Origin of the sequence: Mycolicibacterium madagascariense, assembly GCF_010729665.1 — a bacterium.
GTDB classification, from domain to species: Bacteria; Actinomycetota; Actinomycetes; order Mycobacteriales; family Mycobacteriaceae; genus Mycobacterium; species Mycobacterium madagascariense.
The window spans coordinates 4602429-4620457 of the sequence record NZ_AP022610.1 but is presented as its reverse complement, the minus strand read 5'-3'; the positions used below and the strand labels follow the sequence as shown (position 1 = coordinate 4620457).

General features: G+C 70.0%; 15 protein-coding genes. 8 read left to right on the top strand and 7 right to left on the bottom strand.

The genetic code is table 11. The annotated features are described in order from the left end of the window. Positions 1–175 precede the first annotated feature (175 nt). Positions 176–1651 carry a dolichyl-phosphate-mannose--protein mannosyltransferase gene (locus tag G6N60_RS21755; RefSeq protein WP_163744327.1) on the bottom strand — a complete coding sequence of 492 codons (1476 nt, stop codon included), beginning with the start codon at positions 1649–1651 and terminating at the stop codon, positions 176–178. Positions 1652–1756: 105 nt separating this feature from the next. Between G6N60_RS21755 and rsmI the strand changes: the two genes are divergently transcribed. Next, on the top strand, positions 1757–2593 hold the full coding sequence (gene rsmI / locus G6N60_RS21750; RefSeq protein ID WP_163741172.1) for a 16S rRNA (cytidine(1402)-2'-O)-methyltransferase: 837 nt from the start codon (positions 1757–1759) through the stop codon (positions 2591–2593). On the opposite strand, the gene G6N60_RS21745 is transcribed toward rsmI, so the two are convergent. The 4 genes from G6N60_RS21745 to metG all read right to left on the bottom strand — a co-directional run bounded on the left by G6N60_RS21745 (position 2549) and on the right by metG (position 7514). Continuing rightward, the gene (locus G6N60_RS21745) at positions 2549–3805 is read right to left on the bottom strand and encodes an aminodeoxychorismate synthase component I (RefSeq protein ID WP_163741170.1); all 1257 of its coding nucleotides are present in this window, start codon (positions 3803–3805) and stop codon (positions 2549–2551) included. The genes rsmI and G6N60_RS21745 overlap by 45 nt on opposite strands. A 13-nt stretch (positions 3806–3818) precedes the next feature. Continuing rightward, entirely contained in the window at positions 3819–4712 is an 894-nt protein-coding gene (locus tag G6N60_RS21740; RefSeq protein WP_163741168.1) for an RNA polymerase sigma-70 factor, read from the bottom strand. Continuing rightward, positions 4709–5905: an NAD(P)/FAD-dependent oxidoreductase gene (locus G6N60_RS21735; protein ID WP_163741166.1), complete on the bottom strand. Its 1197-nt coding sequence runs from the start codon at positions 5903–5905 to the stop codon at positions 4709–4711. The genes G6N60_RS21740 and G6N60_RS21735 overlap by 4 nt, the downstream gene beginning before the upstream one ends. 61 nt (positions 5906–5966) lie before the next feature. Beyond that, positions 5967–7514 (bottom strand): methionine--tRNA ligase, encoded by a 1548-nt coding sequence (gene metG / locus G6N60_RS21730; protein ID WP_163741164.1) that lies wholly within the window; start codon positions 7512–7514, stop codon positions 5967–5969. Positions 7515–7540: 26 nt separating this feature from the next. On the opposite strand from metG, the gene G6N60_RS21725 reads away from it, so the two are divergent. From G6N60_RS21725 to rsmA, 3 genes are all read left to right on the top strand, one after another. Continuing rightward, entirely contained in the window at positions 7541–8383 is an 843-nt protein-coding gene (locus tag G6N60_RS21725) for a TatD family hydrolase (RefSeq protein WP_163741162.1), read from the top strand. 101 nt (positions 8384–8484) lie between these two features. Continuing rightward, positions 8485–9612 (top strand): resuscitation-promoting factor, encoded by a 1128-nt coding sequence (locus G6N60_RS21720; RefSeq protein WP_163741159.1) that lies wholly within the window; start codon positions 8485–8487, stop codon positions 9610–9612. Next, positions 9609–10505 (top strand): 16S rRNA (adenine(1518)-N(6)/adenine(1519)-N(6))-dimethyltransferase RsmA, encoded by an 897-nt coding sequence (rsmA, locus tag G6N60_RS21715; protein WP_163744324.1) that lies wholly within the window; start codon positions 9609–9611, stop codon positions 10503–10505. Before G6N60_RS21720 ends, rsmA begins: the two co-directional genes overlap by 4 nt. Before the next feature lie 74 nt (positions 10506–10579). Here rsmA and G6N60_RS21710 read toward each other — a convergent pair whose 3' ends face one another. Further along, positions 10580–12094 (bottom strand): amino acid permease, encoded by a 1515-nt coding sequence (locus G6N60_RS21710; protein ID WP_163741156.1) that lies wholly within the window; start codon positions 12092–12094, stop codon positions 10580–10582. Positions 12095–12170: 76 nt separating this feature from the next. Further along, the gene (locus tag G6N60_RS21705) at positions 12171–12968 is read right to left on the bottom strand and encodes a serine/threonine-protein kinase (protein ID WP_163741154.1); all 798 of its coding nucleotides are present in this window, start codon (positions 12966–12968) and stop codon (positions 12171–12173) included. Between the two features lie 205 nt (positions 12969–13173). On the opposite strand from G6N60_RS21705, the gene G6N60_RS21700 reads away from it, so the two are divergent. The 4 genes from G6N60_RS21700 (at position 13174) to G6N60_RS21685 (ending at position 18026) form a co-directional block, all read left to right on the top strand. After that, positions 13174–14136, top strand: a complete 963-nt coding sequence (locus G6N60_RS21700; protein ID WP_163741152.1) for a 4-(cytidine 5'-diphospho)-2-C-methyl-D-erythritol kinase — start codon at positions 13174–13176, stop codon at positions 14134–14136. 358 nt (positions 14137–14494) lie between these two features. Further along, positions 14495–16129: a fatty acyl-AMP ligase gene (locus tag G6N60_RS21695; RefSeq protein ID WP_163741150.1), complete on the top strand. Its 1635-nt coding sequence runs from the start codon at positions 14495–14497 to the stop codon at positions 16127–16129. A gap of 101 nt (positions 16130–16230) precedes the next feature. Further along, positions 16231–17211 carry an efflux ABC transporter ATPase subunit, DrrA-related gene (locus tag G6N60_RS21690; protein WP_163741148.1) on the top strand — a complete coding sequence of 327 codons (981 nt, stop codon included), beginning with the start codon at positions 16231–16233 and terminating at the stop codon, positions 17209–17211. Continuing rightward, entirely contained in the window at positions 17208–18026 is an 819-nt protein-coding gene (locus G6N60_RS21685) for an ABC transporter permease (protein ID WP_163741146.1), read from the top strand. The genes G6N60_RS21690 and G6N60_RS21685 overlap by 4 nt, the downstream gene beginning before the upstream one ends. The last annotated feature ends 3 nt before the right edge of the window (positions 18027–18029 follow it).

The following is an 18029-nucleotide window of genomic DNA, read 5'->3' as shown; positions in this document are numbered from 1 at the left end:
GACGGCCCGCGGTGCGCCGTGAAACTGAGCGGGCGATGTGGATGCCGACGCCACGGTCGTGATCTGGGCCGTCGAGCGCTCTGCGACGACCGTGGTGTGCGACGCGCGTGTAGCACCTAAAACGGCATGCGCCCCGGGAGCGGCGGCCGGAAACGCAAGCCCGGACCGGGCGCGGCTACCGCCAGCTGGGCAGCCAGATCTGCATGTTCCAGGTGGACTGCGAGATCGGCAGACCGGTCAGGATCGGATAGAGCCAGGCGAAGTTGGTGATCACCACGGCCACGTAGATGCACACCACCAACAGGCCCAGCGTTCGGCGTTCGGCGTTCTGGCGCGGCGCGTAGAGCACGTCGCCGAGGATGAGCGCGATCATCATGATGAGGAACGGCGCCATCGGTGCGGCGTAGAAGAAGTACATCTGGCGGTCGATGTCGGCGAACCACGGCAGGAACCCGGCGCAGTAACCGGTGAGGGCCACCGCGTAGCGCCAGTCCTTCTTGACGAAAGACCGCCACACCGCCCACGCCAGCACCGGCACGGCGAGGAACCACATCGCGGGCGTCCCCACCAGCATCACGGCCTTGACGCAGGACTGGGCGCCGCACCCCGCGACGTGCTCCTGGTCGATCGCGTAGAGCACCGGCCGCAGCGACATCGGCCACGTCCAGGGCTTGGACTCCCAGGGGTGATGGTTGCCCGCCGCGTTGGTCAGCCCCGCGTGGAACGTGAACGCGCCGTAGGTGAAGTGCCACAGCGAGCGCAGCGAATCGGGGATCAGGCCGCCGCCGGCGAACGCCAGACCCTCCTGGTGGCGGTCGATCGCCGTCTCCGACGCGAACCACGGCGCATACGACGCCAGGTACACGCCGAGGGGGATGAGGCCGAACACGTAGGCCAGCGGTCCGACGTCGCGACGCAGCGTTCCCATCCAGGGCCGCGGCACGCGGTACTGGCGGCGCGCCGCCACGTCGAACGCCAACGTCATCAGGCCGAAGAACAGCACGTAGTAGAGCCCGGACCACTTGACCGCGACCGCGAGCCCCAGCAGGACCCCCGCGCCGAAGCGCCACCAGCGCACACCCAGCCGTGGCCCCCACGGCGTCTGCGCGATGCGCCCCTCGAGCAACGCGCGGTGCATCCGCTCGCGCACGTCGTCGCGGTCGACGATCAGCGCTCCGAAGGCCGCCACCACGAACAGGGTCAGGAAGATGTCCAGCAGGGCAGTCCGGGCGATGACGAAGCTCACGCCGTCGACGATGAGCAGGAGCCCGGCGATGCCGCCGATGAGCGTCGAGCGGGTGATCCGCCGGACGATCCGGGCGACGAGCACCACCAGGATGACGCCGCACACGGCTCCGGAGAACCGCCAGCCCAGCCCGTCGTAGCCGAACATCGCCTCACCGATGGCGAGCAGTTCCTTGCCTGCGGGCGGATGCACCACCAGGCCGTAGCCGGGGTTGTCCTCGACGCCGTGGTTGCCGAGCATCTGCCAGGCCTGCGGCGCGTAGTGCTTCTCGTCGAATATCGGCGTGCCGTCGTCGGTGGGCGACCCGAGGTTCAGGAACCGCGTCAGCGTCGCGAGCGCCATGATGACCGACGTCATGGCCCAGCCCTGCATCCGGTCCAGCGGTCCGAACTCGCCGACGGGCATCAAGGGCCCCGGGCTGATCACCGGGACCGCGGCGGCACCGTCGGTGGCGGCCACGTCGGGCTCGATGGGCGGGGCGGTCACGCTAGCGATCGTATTCTGTTTCTCGTGACGACCGGTCGACTGCTCCTGGCCGCGACGCCGTTGGGCCAGGCCGGAGACGCCTCCGCACGACTCGTCGCGGCGCTTCGGAGCGCGGACGTCGTAGCCGCGGAGGACACCCGGCGCATCCGCACGCTGGCGCAGACACTGGACGTGACGCCGTCGGGCAAAGTGGTCAGCTTCTTCGACCAGAACGAGGCCGCGCGGGTGCCGTGGCTCGTCGAGGAGATCGCGGCGGGCGCGACCGTCCTAGTGGTGAGCGACGCGGGGATGCCGCTGGTCAGCGATCCTGGCTACCGGCTGGTGACGGCGTGCGTCGCGGCCGGGCAGCGGGTGGAGTGCCTGCCGGGGCCGTCGGCCGTGACGACCGCGCTCGCGGTCTCGGGCCTGCCGTGCGACCGGTTCTGCTTCGAGGGTTTCGCGCCGCGCAAGCACGCCGCGCGCCTGACGTGGTTCGGCGCGCTCGCCGCCGAGCCGCGGACGTGGGTGTTCTTCGAGTCGCCCCGCCGGCTCGCCGAATGCCTGCGCGACGCGGCGGCGCGCCTCGGCGCAGATCGCCAGGCCGTCGTGTGCCGCGAGCTGACCAAGACCCACGAGGAGGTGAGGCGCGGGACGCTCGGCGAGCTCGCGGAGTGGGCCGCCGACGGCGTCCTCGGCGAGATCACCGTCGTCGTGGCAGGCGCCGTCGCGCGGGTGGACGTCGACGAGCTGGTCGCCGAGGTCGTCGCCAGGGTCGACGCCGGCGCCGGGGTCAAGGACGCGTGCGCCGAGGTGATCGCCGCGAACCCCGGCGCACCGTCACGTCGTGACCTCTACGACGCGGTCCTGCGCGCGCGGCAGTGAGGAACCCGCGAGGATCGGGGCCGCCTTGTGCAGGCACTCCCGCCACTCGGCGTCGGGATCCGAGTCGGCCGTGATGCCGCCGCCGACGCCGAGCACCGCGTTGCCCGCCGCGTCGAACTCCACGGTGCGGATCGCGACGTTGAGTTCGGTGCCCGCCAGTGGTGACGCCAAACCGACTGTGCCGCAATAGATTCCGCGACGATGGGGTTCCCAGGAGGCCAGCAGCCGACGGGCGCGGCCCTTCGGCGTGCCCGTGACCGAGGCCGGCGGGAAGGTCGCGTCGAGCAGGGTCGACATGGGCACGGCGGGATCGACCCGGGCCGCCACCGTCGAGACCAGATGCCACACGCCGGGCGCGCGGTGCACCCGCAGCAGCTCGGGCACGGTGACCGATCCGGTGACGGCGACCCGGCCGAGGTCGTTGCGGACGAGGTCGACGATCATGACGTTCTCAGCGACGTCCTTGGCCGATGCGAGCAACGCCGAGGGCGGCTCGTCGAGCGGCAGCGTGCCCTTGATCGGGCTCGAGGTGACGACGTCCCCGGTGCGGCGGAGGAACGACTCCGGCGACAACGACGCCACCGCACCCCAGTCGGCCGCCACGAACGCGGCGCGCGCGGGGCCGGTCCGGGTCACGGCGTCGGCGAAGAAGTCGACGGGGGAGCCGGTCACCCGACCGCGGAACTGCGTGCACACGCAGGCCTGGTACACCTCGCCCGCGCCGATGGCGTCCAGGCAGGCCAGCACGCCGGCGCGGTGCGTCTCGCGGTCGGCGTCGTCCCAGTCGACGTGACAGGCCGCTGCGGGCGGCTCGGCTGCGAGCGCTCGCGCGATCCAATCGGGAAGCGGTGCACCAGAAAGGCTTTCGTACCACCAGGCACCGTCGTCGGCCAGGCGCAGCACGTGATCGGTCCAGCCGCCGGCCGCGACGGGGATGCGTGCGCCCCCGCCGAGGCTGCCCCCGTCGGGGTAGGACAGGTACCCGATCCACCCTCCGCCGACGACCCGGCCCGGCGTTCCGGGACCCACGTCGAACACCGCGGTGGGGTCGACGGGGGCGATCGCGACGCTCGGCGCGATCACCGCGCGCGAGCCGAACCAGCTGCCGGTGAGGGCGGCGGGCGAGGGCAGCCCCAGCGTCGCCGTGGCGGCCGCGAGGACGCGCAGCACGTCCGGAGCGCTGCGCGACACGCTGATTCGCTCGACCCGCACGGGCCCTAGCCTGTCACGTGCGGGCTATCTCCCTGGCGACCGTCACCCCACCCAGCTTCTCGGGGTTGCGCATGGCATAGAAGTTCGTGATGAGGCCGTCGGTGATCTCGACGAGGACGATCCCCTCCAGCCGGTCGTCGTCGTAGAGCACCAGCGCGGGAGCGCCGTTGTAGAACCCGGGCTCCAGACGGACGCCCTCGCCGACGAGCCGGGTCAGGCCGACGACCAATCGGGCCACCCGGTCCGCGCCGACGATCGGCCTGCGAGCCGCGCTGGCCTTGCCGTCGCTGTCGGCGGTCCACACGACGTCGGGCGCGAGCATCGCCAGCAGCGGCTCGACCTCACCGGTGGCCGCGGCCGCGAAGAACCGGGCGGTGAGCTCGTGGGACCGCACGGGGTCGACGGGCTCGAACCGCCTGCGCCGCGCCTGCACGTGCGCCCGCGCGCGGTGGGCCATCTGACGGACCGCGGCCACGGACTTGCCGAGCGTCGCGGCGATGTCGTCGTGCCCGAAGCCGAACACCTCGCGTAGCACGAACACCGCCCGCTCGTCGGGGCCGAGCGTTTCGAGGACGACCATCATGGCCATCGACACCGACTCCGCGAGCACCACGTCCGAGGACGGGTCGCCGCCGTCGAGCAGGAGCGGCTCGGGCAGCCACGGCCCGACGTAGTCCTCGCGCCTGCGGGCGGCCGACCGCAGGGCGTTGAGCGCCTGGCGGGTGACGAGTTGGGCGAGATAGGCCTTGGTGTCGCGCACGCGGGTCAGGTCGACCTGCGCCCACCGCAGGTAGCTCTCCTGCAGTACGTCGTCGGATTCGGTTGCGCTGCCGAGTATTTCGTAGGCGATGGTGAACAGCAGCGGTCGCAGGGCGGTGAACCGCTCGGCGTGCTCGTCGGTGCTCATCGCGCGGGCGCGCTCTCGACGGCCGCCAGGCTATTGGCCCGCTTGCCGCCCTTGAGCCAGACGTAGGAGCCGGGCGTGCGGGCCTCTCGGGCGAGGAACGCGATCGTGCCCCTGCACACCAGTTCCTTGACCGCCGCGGCGGCGCGCCCGCCGAGGTACACCGGCATGACTCGATCGTCGAGATGCGCCAGCTGGACGACGGCACCCCGGCGGCCCAGGCTGACGCACTGCCCGGTGAACGCCTGCTCGACCGTCGCGGGTGGCGTGCCCGCGATGCGGCTGAGCACCGTGTTGGCCGCCTGTGCGCCGAGGGGCATGGCCGCCTGGCAGCTCATCCGCAGCGGCTGACCCGACGGCGTCGCGGCGTCGCCCGCCGCGACGACGAATGGGCTGTCCACGCTCGTCAGCGTCTCATCCGTCAGCAACCGCCCGACGGCGTCGGTCGTCAGACCGCTGCGGGCCGCGAGGTCGGGCACGTCGAAACCGGCCGTCCAGATGGTGATGGCGCTGGGCAGCAGGCGACCGTCGGCCAGTCGCACCGCGTCCGCGCGCACCTCGACGGCCGTGGTGCCCGGCCCCTCGACGACGGTCACGCCCAACGTGCGCATCCGGCGGGCCACCGCCCGTCGGGCCGGCGCCGCGAAGTACGGGCCGAGCACACCGCCGCACACCAGCGTGACGGCCCGCCCCTGCTCGGCGAGTTCGGCCGCCGTCTCGATGCCCGTCGGGCCCGCGCCGACGACGACGACCGGCGCACCGGGGTCGATCCGGGCCAGCGCCGCCCGCAGCGCCTGCGCCGACTCCCAGTCCGAGACGGAGCGGGCGAACGCCGCGACGCCGGGCACGTCGGCGGCCCCGGTGCTGCCGACGGCGTAGACGAGGTAGTCATATCCGATCGTCGCCCCGGAGCCGAGCGCCACGGTGCGCGTTGACGCGTCGATGCGGTCCGCGGTGTCGACGAGCAGGCGGACGTCGGCGGACAGCACGTGGGCGTAGTCGACGCGCGCGTCGTCGGACCCGGTGAGGAGCTGGTGCAGCCGGATCCGCTCGACGAAGGCGGGCCGCGGGTTGACGAGGGTGACGGCGACGCCGGGGTCGACGCGCAGGCGGTTGGCCGCGACGACGCCGGCATACCCGCCGCCCACGACGACGACGGTGGTGTGTGCGTTGGGATGTTCTTCGGGTGTGGTCATGCCCCTTCAGACACCTCCGGCCGACGAAGTGTGACATCTCGCGCCGCGAGTGCGGCGCGGGTCACTCCACCTGGTGGCGGGGGAACACGCCCTGGGGCGTCGGCAGCGCGGTCCCCGGCGCGATGCGGGTCGCGACGTCGGTGAACTGCCGCGCGTCGGCGGGCTGGCCCAACAGGTCGAGCAGCCGGCTCGCCGAGCCCGGCATCACGGGCTGCACCAGCAGCGCCGCGATCCGTACGACCTCGAGCGTCGTGTACAGCGTCGTCCTAAAGCGGTCCTGGTCGGCGTCGTCGGCGGACTTGCGCAACACCCACGGCTCCTGCGCGGAGAAGTAGCGGTTGGCGGCGCCGAGCATCAGCCAGATCGCCTCCAGCGCGAGGTGCATGGCCTGCCCGTCGAAGTGGGCGCGGACCTTCTCCAACAACCCGTCGGCGAGCGCCAGCAGCGCGGTGTCGTCGGCGGTGAGCGGACCCGGCTGCGGGACGGCGCCGCCGAGGTTCTTGTTCACCATCGACAGCGACCGCTGCGCCAGGTTGCCCAGCTCGTTGGCGAGGTCGGTGTTGATCCGGCTGACGATGCCGTCCTCGCTGTAGCTGCCGTCCTGTCCGAACGGCACCTCGCGCAGCAGGAAGTAGCGCACCTGGTCCAGTCCGAACGCGTCGACCAGCGCGACGGGGTCGACGACGTTGCCGACCGACTTGCTCATCTTCTCGCCGCTGTTGAACAGGAAGCCGTGGGCGAACACCCGCTTGGGCAGCTCGAGCCCCGCCGACATGAGGAACGCCGGCCAGTAGACGGCGTGGAAGCGGATGATGTCCTTGCCGATCATGTGCAGATCGGCGGGCCAGTAGCGGCGGTAGGCCTCCGACGACGTGTCCGGGTAGCCCGCGCCGGTCAGGTAGTTGGTCAGGGCGTCGACCCACACGTACATGACGTGGTCGGGGTGGTCGGGGACCTGCACGCCCCAGTCGAACGTGGTGCGCGAGATCGACAGGTCGCGCAGGCCGCCGGAGACGAAGCTGACGATCTCGTTGCGCCGGACGTCGGGCCCGATGAACTCGGGGTGGGCCTCGTAGTGCGCCAGCAGCCGATCGGCGTAGGCCGACAGACGGAAGAAGTAGGTCTGCTCCTCGGTCCACGTGACCGGGGTGCCCGTCTCGGCGGCCACCCGCGTCCCGTCGGCGAGCACCTCGAGCTCGTCCTCGGCGAAGAACCGCTCGTCGCGCACGGAGTACCAGCCGGAGTAAGAGTCGAGGTAGATGTCGCCGTTGGCGTCCATGGCGCGCCAGATCGCGATCGACGCCTCGACGTGATCGGGGTCGGTCGTGCGGATGAACCGGTCGAAGGAGATGCCGAGCTTCTCCTGCATCGCCTCGAACGCGTCGGAGTTGCGCCGGGCGAGCTCGGCGGTCGGAATGCCCTCGGCGGCCGCGGTCTGCGCCATCTTGAGGCCGTGCTCGTCGGTGCCGGTGAGGTAGCGCACGTCGAATCCGTCGAGGCGCTTGAACCGGGCGATCGCGTCGGTCGCGACGTACTCGTAGGCGTGCCCGATGTGCGGCGCACCGTTGGGGTACGCGATGGCGGTGGTGACGTAGAAGGGCTCACTCATGACCCCGTCACCTTAAGGTGTTGCCGGTGAGTCGTGACCGCAGGCGGGCCGAGCCGCCGCCCCCGCCGGAGCCCGTCGGCCGGCTCATCGACGCCCACACCCATCTCGACGCGTGCGGGGCGGTCGACGCCGACGACGTCCGGGTCATCCTGGACCGGGCCCAGGCCGTCGGCGTCGAGGCGGTCGTCACGATCGCCGACGATCTCGACTCGGCCCGCTGGGCGGCGGCGGCCGCCGACTGGGACCCGCGGGTGTACGCCGCGGTGGCGCTGCACCCCACCCGGGCCAACGCACTCACCGACGACGCCAGGGCGGAGCTGGAACGGCTGGCCGCGGGGGAGCGCGTGGTGGCGATCGGCGAGACCGGGATGGACCTGTACTGGCCCGGCCGCCTCGACGGCTGCGCGACGCCTGCCGAGCAGCGCGACGCGTTCGCCTGGCACATCGACCTGGCCAAGCGCACCGGCAAGCCGCTGATGATCCACAATCGCGACGCCGACGCCGCGGTCCTCGACGTGCTCGCCGCGGAGGGCGCGCCGGAGGTGGTGATCTTCCACTGCTTCTCCTCCGGCGCCGAGATGGCCCGCACCTGCGTCGAGGCCGGCTGGCTGCTGAGCCTGTCGGGCACCGTCAGCTTCCGCAACGCCAGAGAGCTGCGCGAGGCCGCCGCGCTGATCCCCGCGAGCCAGCTCCTCGTCGAGACCGACGCGCCGTTTCTGACGCCGCATCCGTTCCGCGGCGCGCCGAACGAGTCGTACTGTCTGCCCTACACCGTGCGGGCATTGTCCGAGCTCGTGGGCAGGCCCGCCGCCGAGCTGGCGCGGGAGACCTGGGAGAACGCGTCGCGAATCTACGGAATCCGCAGGTGAGCGCAAGTTGCTCGGATCTGGTGACTTCGTTACCGTCCTGGTGTCAATGAGACCAGCCGCAAGCGCGACGACGTCGCTGGTCCGATAGTCGGGATGTTTCTTTGAACTTGTTGCACAGACTCCATGAAGCACGTTCGCCGCATCTGCGGCTGTGGGTGGCGGCCCTGCTGGTCGCTCTGACGTTCGCCGGCGGGTACGCCGTCGTCACGCGCAAGACGGTGACGCTGACGGTCGACGGGTCGTCGGTGACGGTGTCGACGATGAAGTCGCGCGTCATCGACGTCGTTCGGGAGAACGGTTTCGACGTCGGCGATCGTGACGACCTCTATCCCGCGGCGGGCACTCCGGTGCACGACGCGGAGAACATCGTGCTGCGGCGCAGCCGTCCCCTGCAGATCTCGGTCGACGGCAGGAACAGTCGTCAGGTGTGGACCACGGCGGGCACCGTGCAGGAGGCGCTCAAGCAGCTGTCGCTGACCGACACCGCCCCCGCGGCCGCGTCGCGCGGCAGTCGCGTGCCCCTGGAGGGCATGTCGCTGCCGGTCGTGGGCGCGCGGACCGCCCAGATCGACGACGGTGGGGTCATCAGTACCGTCCGGCTGGCGGCGGCCAACGTGGCCGGGTTCCTCGAGGCCGCCGGCGTGCCGCTACAGCAAAGTGACACGGTGGTGCCCGCCGCGAGTTCCCCGGTCACGGACGGGATGCAGATCCAGGTCACCAGGATCCGGGTGGCCAAGGAGACCGACACGGTGCCGCTGGCGCCGGTCGAAAAACAGATCCCCGACGTGACCATGAACATGAGCCGGCAGGTCGTCCTGGACCCCGGAACGCCGGGCACTCAGAACGTCACGTTTGCCGTCGCGACGGTCAATGGTGTGGAGACCGGGAGACTGCCAGTAGCCAATGTCGTGGTCGTTCCGGCGCGTGACGGGGTCGTCCGGGTCGGTGCCAAACCCGGCACGGAGGTGCCTCCGGTATCCCAGGGAGCCGCCTGGGACGCCTTGTCACGCTGCGAAGCTGGAGGTAACTGGGCCACCAACTCAGGTAACGGTTTCTACGGCGGAGTGCAATTTGACCAAAACACGTGGGAGCGGAACGGGGGTTTGCGGTATGCTCAGCGAGCCGATCAAGCTACGAGAGAAGAGCAGATCGCGATTGCTGAGGTCACTCGGGCCCGCCAAGGTTGGGGGGCATGGCCCGTGTGTAGTGGAAGGGTTGGTGTGCGCTGACGATTCGGCTACTCGGGCGGACCGAGATAAGACACTTGGCGAAGGAACTCGAGTTCCGGCCACGTAAGGCGTTTGGGCAGAACTTCGTCCACGACGCCAACACCGTGCGCCGCATCGTGTCGGCTTCCGGAGTCAACCGGAACGACGTGGTGCTCGAGGTGGGCCCTGGCCTGGGCTCCCTGACGTTGGCGCTGCTCGATCGCGGTTCCAAGGTGACGGCCGTCGAGATCGACCCCGTGTTGGCGCGCCAACTCCCCAAGACGGTTGCTGACCACTCCCACAGCGAAATCGGCAGGCTCACGGTCCTCAACAGTGACGTGTTGGACCTGATGCCGTCCGACCTCGACGAGCAGCCCACCGCGCTCGTCGCGAACCTGCCGTACAACGTCGCGGTGCCCGCGCTGCTGCACCTGCTCGCCTCGTTCCCGACGATCCGCACCGTCATGGTGATGGTGCAGGCCGAGGTCGCCGAGCGGCTCGCGGCCGAACCGGGCGGCAAGGACTACGGCGTCCCCAGCGCCAAGATCCGCTTCTACGGAAACGTGCGGCGGCACGGCATGGTCTCCCCGACGGTGTTCTGGCCGATTCCCCGGGTGTACTCCGGGCTGGTCCGCATCGACCGGTACGAGACCTCGCCATGGCCGACGGACGACGCCTTCCGCAACCAGGTCTTCGAGCTCATCGACATCGCCTTCGCGCAGCGCCGCAAGACCTCGCGCAACGCGTTCGCCGAATGGGCCGGGTCGGGCAACGAGTCCGCCGAGCGCCTGCTGTCGGCGAGCATCGATCCCGCCCGCCGCGGGGAGACGCTCGGCATCGCCGACTTCGTCCGACTGCTGCAGCGTTCCGGCCAGATCGACGCCCCCCAGGCGCCGAACGTCCGCGTGTACTGAGTACACGCGGACGTCGGTAGGCCGGGCGGCCCCGTCAGCTGTCGGGCGGGGCCCGTCATGTGGGCGGGGGCCCGTCAGCCCTCGTCGTGCGGGGCCTTGTCCTGCCGGTCCCTGGCCAGGTATTCGGCCTGCAGCGGCGTCTCGGCGTACACCGGGTAGTTGCCGGTGATCCCGACGCGTTCCTGAGCCGCGGACAGGACGCGGCCACGCACCAGGTACCAGCCGCCGACGAGCGCGGGGACGATCACGACCAGCGCGACCGCGTTCCAGTAGTTCTCGATGCACATCAGCACGGTCACGGCGAGTAGGAACAGCAGCGTGGCGTAGCTGGTGTAGGGCGTGGCGAAGAGCCGGAAGCTGGGCCGCTCCAGGATGCCCTTCTGCGACCAGCGGTACAGCTGGATCTGGCAGATCACGATGGTCGCCCACGAGGCGATGATGCCGAGCGCCGACAGGTCCAGCGCGATGTTGAACGCCTCCGCGGGCACCACCAGGTTCAGGAACACGCCGACGACGGTGAAGCAGGCGGTCAGTGCGATGCCCGCCCACGGCACCCCGCGGCTGGACATCTTCGCGGTGAACTTCGGGGCGCTGCCGTTCATCGACATCGACCGCAGGATGCGACCCGTCGAGTACAGCCCGGCATTGAGGCTCGACAGGGCCGCCGTCAGCACCACGAAGTTCATGATGTCGCCCGCGGCGGGCACGCCGATGCTGGAGAAGAACGTCACGAAGGGACTGGTGCCCGCCTTGTAGGAGGTGAACGGCAGCAGCAGGGCCAGCAGGACCAGGGAGCCCACGTAGAAGATCGCGATGCGCAGGATCACCGAGTTGATGGCACGCGGCATGATCTTGGCCGGATTCTCCGTCTCGCCCGCCGCGGTGCCGACGAGTTCGACTGCGGCATAGGCGAAGATGACGCCCGAGGTGATGACGACCAGGGCCAGCACGCCGTTGGGCAGGATGCCCCCGTGGTCGGTGATGACCGACGGGCCGGTGGGGGCGCCATCGACCTTGAAGCGACCGGCGAGGTAGACGATGCCGACGACGAGGAACGTCACCAGCGCAACGACTTTGATCAACGCGGCCCAGAACTCCATCTCACCGAACCACTTGACCGAGATCATGTTGATGGTCAGCACGATGACGAGGGCGATCAGCGCGATCAACCACTGCGGGATGGCCTTGAAGGTCCCCCAGTAGTGCATGTACAGCGCGATGGCCGTGACGTCGACGATCGACGTGCACGCCCAGTTGAAGAAGTACATCCAGCCGGCCACGTAAGCGGCCTTCTCACCGAGGAATTCGCGCGCGTAGGAGACGAACGACCCCGACGACGGGCGGTGCAGGACCAGCTCGCCGAGGGCCCGCAGGATGAAGAACACGAACACGCCGCAGATGGCGTAGACGATGAACAGGCCGGGCCCCGCGGAGGCGAGTCGCCCGCCGGCCCCCATGAACAGGCCGGTGCCGATGGCTCCGCCGATCGCGATCATCTGCACCTGACGGGGCTTGAGGCCCTTGTCGTAACCCTCCTCCTCGTGGGCCAGTGCTGAATTGTCATATGCGCTCGGCGATTCCGTCGTCATTGGTCGACGCTAGCTGGAAAGTTGCCGTGTCGTCGCTGTGCGCGGTAAATCTTGAGTTACGTCGTTGGGGCCCAGGTCAACGGATGGCGCGGGCCACCAAAGCCAGGAATTCCGAACAGGACTGGTAGCGCAGCTCGGGCGTCTTGGCCATCGCCTTGGCGAGGATCGAGTCGAAGGCCCGCGGTATCCACTCGATGCGGTGCGAGTACTGCGGCACCCGGCGGTTGAGGTGGGCCGAGACCAACGCCATCGACGTGGTCGCCGTGAACGGCGGCGCGCCGGTCAGGAGTTCGACGACGGTGCACGCCAGGGCGTACTCGTCGGACGCCGGTGAGGGGGGCTGGCCCCGCAGCACCTCGGGTGCGACGTAGGGCAGCGACGCCTCGACGTGCGCGGGCCGGTGGTCGGTCTGATCGGTGACGGCGCGGGCGATGCCGAAGTCGGTGAGGACCGCCCCGCCGTCCCAGAAGTCCTCGCAGACGAGGATGTTCGTCGGCTTGACGTCGCAGTGCACGATCCCCAGCGCGTGGGCGCGGTCCAGGGCGCCCGCGATCTGCGCGAGTGCCAGCAGCCGATCGGTGCGCGACGTCAGGACCGTCACCGTCCCGCCCGCGACGTACTGCATGGCGAGCCAGTCCGGCCCGCACTCGTACATCGTGACGACGTGGGGTCCGGCGGCCCGTCTGGCGAAGTCGAATTCGCGCCGCAGCCGGGTCAGGTGGGCGGGGTCGCGGTGGTGGTCGTCGAGCACCTTGAGCGCCACGGGACGGTCCGGCGTCGAGAGGTGGTGCGCGCGGTAGACCGTCGCGGATCCGCCGCGGCCGGCGACGCTCTCGACCGCGTAGTCCCCGAAGTACCGCTCGCCCGTGTCCATCGTCCGACAGCATCCTCGCAGTCACGTTCGAGCGCGCCGACGGTGTGCCGGCGGCGGCTCCCGAGTGATTCTTGACACAGCTTGCGAGCAAACACTAGCGTGAGCCCCTACGGTATCCGGCCAGTGGTTGCCGAGCGGCGGGATCAACGAGGGGTATCTCACCACTTTCGTACCCGCTGTGGCGCGGCGACGTTACTGTCGTGTCGTGCCTCAGTCCGACACCGCTGCCGAATGGGTGTCCACCGGGTCGATCACGGTGCGCGTTCCCGGCAAGGTCAATCTGTACCTCGCGGTCGGAGACCTGCGCGACGACGCCTATCACGAACTGACGACGGTGTTCCACGCCGTCTCGCTGTTCGACGAGATCACCGTGCGCGACGCCGACGTGCTGTCCCTGGAGATGACCGGTGAGGGCAGCGAGGGCCTGCCCACGGATGCGCGCAACCTGGCGTGGCAGGCGGCGGAGCTGATGGCCGAGCACGTCGGACGGGCGCCCGACGTCGCCATCTCCATCGAGAAGTGCATCCCGGTCGCGGGGGGCATGGCCGGTGGCAGCGCCGACGCCGCGGCCGTGCTCGTCGCGATGAACGCGCTGTGGGAGCTCGGCGTCCCGCGGCGCGACCTGCACGCGCTGGCCGCGCGGCTGGGCAGTGACGTGCCGTTCGCGCTGCACGGCGGGACCGCGTTGGGCACCGGGCGCGGCGAGCAGCTCGCGACGGTGTTGGCGCGCAACACCTTCCACTGGGTGCTGGCGTTCGCCGACAGCGGTCTCTCGACGCCGAGGGTGTTCGGCGAGATCGACCGGCTGCGGGTGGATCCGACGCGGGATCAGCCCACCAGGCTGACCGATCCCGAGCCGTTGCTGGCAGCGCTCGCCTCGGGGGATCCCCACCAGCTGGCACCCCTGCTTGGCAACGACTTGCAACCGGCGGCGCTGAGCCTGGACGCCACCTTGCGCCGGACGCTGCGGGCCGGCGTCGACGCCGGGGCACTGGCCGGCATCGTCTCCGGGTCGGGGCCGACGTGTGCGTTCCTCTGCCCGACGGCGTCGGCCGCGATCGACGTCGGGGTGCAGTTGTCCGGTGCCGGCGTGTGTCGCACGGTCCGCGCGGCGAGCGGCCCGGTCCACGGTGCGCGGGTGGTTCCCTCGCCGTCGCGCACGGTGTGACACACGCCTCATTCGGCGAAACGGTTTGGCAGTTACTTAAGAGTCTCTTAAGATAAGCGGCGGTGACAGCCAGCGGCAGCGAGTGCGACATGACGACTTCCCCCACCAGGGCCTTCGGGGGCGGAGCACGCAGCGGCTGCACCGGTTCGAGAAGATGTGCCGCAGCACCATCGAAGCGTCGGACGGCCAACCGTCGGCCGACACCCGTTTCGAGACGAAACCGCACCCCAATCGTGTGCGCGTCCCTCGTGGAACGCACGCCCGAACGGGGGGAGCATGGAATGCGCGTCGGCACGTGGGCTGATCCAGTGGCCAGCGCAGGAGTCGACGCCGGGCTCCTCAGACCCAGGAGGTTGTCGTGAGCAGGTTTACCGAGAAGATGTACCGCAACGCGGCGACGGTCACGACCGGCATGGTCACCGGTGAACCGTACGAGCCGGTGCGGCACACCTGGGGTGAGGTCCACGAGCGCGCCCGGCGCATCGCCGGCGGTCTGGCCGCGGCGGGCGTCGGTCCCGGGGATGCGATCGGCGTGCTGGCCGGCTACCCCGTCGAGATCGCCCCGACGGCCCAGGCGCTGTGGATGCGCGGCGCCAGCCTGACGATGCTGCACCAGCCGACGCCGCGCACCGACCTGGTCGTATGGGCCGAGGACACCATGAACGTGATCGGGATGATCGAGGCGACGGCCGTCGTCATCTCCGAGCCGTTCCTCGTCGCGATCCCCGTGCTGGAGGAGAAGGGCATCAAGGTCCTCAAGATCGGCGACCTGCTGCAGGCCGACCCGATCGATCCCGTCGAGACCGACGAGGACGACCTCGCGCTGATGCAGCTGACGTCCGGTTCCACCGGTTCGCCGAAGGCCGTGCAGATCACGCACCGCAACATCTACTCCAACGCCGAGGCCATGTTCATCGGCGCGCAGTACGACGTCAACAAGGACGTCATGGTCAGCTGGCTGCCCTGCTTCCACGACATGGGCATGGTCGGCTTCCTCACCATCCCGATGTACTTCGGCGCCGAGCTGGTCAAGGTCACGCCGATGGACTTCCTGCGCGACACCCTGCTGTGGGCCAAGCTCATCGACAAGTACAAGGGCACGATGACCGCGGCGCCCAACTTCGCCTACGCGCTGTTCGCCAAGCGGTTGCGCAACCAGGCCGAGCCCGGTCAGTTCGACCTGTCGACGCTGCGGTTCGCGCTGTCGGGCGCCGAGCCCGTCGAGCCCGCCGACGTCGAGGACCTCCTCGACGCGGGCAAGCCGTTCGGGCTGTCGCCCAAGGCGATCCTGCCCGCCTACGGCATGGCCGAGACGACGCTCGCGGTGTCCTTCTCCGAGTGTGGGGCGGGCCTGGTGGTCGACGAGGTCGACGCCGACCTGCTGGCCGCGCTGCGCCGGGCCGTGCCGTCGACCAAGGGCAACACGCGGCGGCTCGCGTCGCTCGGACCGCTGCTGCGCGACCTCGAAGCGCGCGTCGTCGACGAGCACGGCGAGATCATGCCCGCCCGCGGCGTCGGCGTCATCGAGCTGCGCGGCGAGTCGCTGACCCCGGGCTACATCACGATGGGTGGCTTCCTGCCCGCGCAGGACCAGCACGGCTGGTATGACACCGGCGACCTCGGCTACCAGATGGAGAACGGCCACATCGTGGTGTGCGGCCGCGTCAAGGACGTCATCATCATGGCGGGCCGCAACATCTACCCGACCGACATCGAACGCGCCGCGGGTCGCGTCAAGGGCGTGCGCCCCGGCTGCGCCGTCGCCGTCCGGCTCGACGCGGGCCACTCGCGGGAGACGTTCGCCGTCGCCGTGGAGTCCAACGCGTGGGAGGACCCGGTCGAGGTGCGCCGCATCGAGCACCAGGTCGCCCACGAGGTCGTCACCGAGGTCGACGTGCGGCCCCGCAACGTCGTCGTGCTCGGCCCGGGCACCATCCCCAAGACCCCGTCGGGCAAGCTGCGCCGCGCCAACTCGGTGTCGCTGGTCACGTAACAACCCCCGCGAGCAGACGCAAAGGGCCCTCAATTGGGCCATTTCAGGGCCGTTTGCGTCTGCTCGGCGGGGATGTCGCCGCGGCCGGATAACGTGAGCCCATGACCCCGCCGACTTCGCAGGGCCCAGCCATCGAGGCGATCGATCTCGTCAAGCGCTTCGGCGATCACCTCGCCGTCGACGGAGTGAGCTTCGCCGTGCCGCAGGGAACGGTGCTCGGGCTGCTCGGCCCCAACGGCGCGGGCAAGACCACCACCGTCCGCATGATGACGACGCTGTCGGAGCCGACGAGTGGCACCGCCAGGGTCGCCGGCTACGACGTGCGCAACCAACCGGCCCTGGTGCGGGCCAACATGGGTCTCACCGGTCAGGCCGCCACGGTCGACGAACTGCTCACCGGCCGGGAGAACATCCGGATGATCGGCGCGCTGTACGGCATCGGCCGCCGTGACGTCGCCCGGCTGGGAGACGAACTGCTGGAACGCTTCTCGATCGCCGATGCCGCCGACCGGCCCGTCAAGTCCTACTCGGGTGGCATGAGACGGCGCATCGACCTGGCGGTCAGTCTGATCGCGGCGCCGCCGGTGCTGTTCCTCGACGAGCCGACCACGGGTCTGGATCCACGCAGTCGCATCGATCTGTGGGACGTGTTGCGCGAGTTGGTGTCTGGCGGCACCACGCTACTGCTCACCACCCAGTACCTCGAGGAGGCCGACCAGCTGGCCGACGACATCGTCGTCATGGACCGCGGCCGCATCATCGCCAAGGGGACGCCGTGGCAGCTCAAGCAGCAGGCGGGTCGGGCCAGCCTCGTCGTCACCGTCTCGCACGCGGAGGATCTGTCGCCCGCCCGCGAGCTGATGGCCAAGGCGGGCGCCGAGGTGCACGTCGACGCCGGCGCGCGCCAGCTCACCGCGGCGGCCGAGGGCATTGCGGACATGACGCGCGTCGCGGGCTGGCTGCAGGACGCCGGCATCGAGGTCGACGACATCGGATTGTCCAGGCCCAGTCTGGACGACGTGTTCCTCTCGCTGACCGGCCACCGCGCCGAGGACGACCAGTCGAAGGAGAGCCGGACATGACCGCCCGTCCCGTCACCCACCAGACCTCCATCGCCCGCCAGTCCTGGATCATGGTCAAGCGCAACATGATTCACACCAAGCGCATGCCCGAGATGCTCAGTGACGTGACCGTGCAGCCGATCATGTTCGTGCTGCTGTTCGCGTTCGTGTTCGGGGCGTCGATCGCCAACACCGGCGGGGCGTCCTATCGCGAATTCCTGCTGCCGGGCATCCAGGCGCAGACCATCGTGTTCACGGCGTTCGTCGTCGCCTCGGGCATCACCGCCGACGTGGAGAAGGGGATCATCGACCGGTTCCGGTCGCTGCCCATCCGGCGGTCGTCGATGCTCATCGGTCGCAGCGTGGCCAGCCTGCTGCACTCGTCGATCGGGGTCGTCGTCATGGCGGTCACCGGGTTGTGCATCGGGTGGCGCATCCGCGGCGGTCTGCTCGACGCGGTACTGGCGTTCGCGCTCATCCTGGTGTTCGGGTTCGGCATCATCTGGTTCGGCATCCTCGTCGGGTCGCTGATGCGCTCGGTGGAGGCGGTCAACGGGGTGATGTTCACCGTGTTGTTCCCGATCACGTTCCTGGCCAACACGTTCGCCCCCACCGAGCCGATGCCGCGGTGGCTGCGGGTGATCGCCGAGTGGAACCCGGTGTCGTCCCTGGCGCAGGCGATGCGGGAGCTGTGGGGCAACGGTCCGGCGGCGCCGGCGGCGGCTCAGCTACCGCTGCACCATCCGGTGATCGCGACCATCCTGTGGTCGCTGGTGATGACGGCCGTGCTGGCGCCCTTCGCGTTGCGCGCCTACGCCCGTCGTACGTCGGACTGATCT

Coding starts and splice junctions, on each gene's coding strand:
- G6N60_RS21740 (WP_163741168.1), bottom strand. CDS start 4,712: ATGAGCACCGACGAGCACGCCGAGCGGTTCACCGCCCTGCGACCGCTG.
- G6N60_RS21735 (WP_163741166.1), bottom strand. CDS start 5,905: ATGACCACACCCGAAGAACATCCCAACGCACACACCACCGTCGTCGTC.
- G6N60_RS21685 (WP_163741146.1), top strand. CDS start 17,208: ATGACCGCCCGTCCCGTCACCCACCAGACCTCCATCGCCCGCCAGTCC.
- metG (WP_163741164.1), bottom strand. CDS start 7,514: ATGAGTGAGCCCTTCTACGTCACCACCGCCATCGCGTACCCCAACGGT.
- G6N60_RS21705 (WP_163741154.1), bottom strand. CDS start 12,968: ATGGACACGGGCGAGCGGTACTTCGGGGACTACGCGGTCGAGAGCGTC.
- G6N60_RS21690 (WP_163741148.1), top strand. CDS start 16,231: ATGACCCCGCCGACTTCGCAGGGCCCAGCCATCGAGGCGATCGATCTC.
- G6N60_RS21755 (WP_163744327.1), bottom strand. CDS start 1,651: ATGCCCGTCGGCGAGTTCGGACCGCTGGACCGGATGCAGGGCTGGGCC.
- G6N60_RS21710 (WP_163741156.1), bottom strand. CDS start 12,094: ATGACGACGGAATCGCCGAGCGCATATGACAATTCAGCACTGGCCCAC.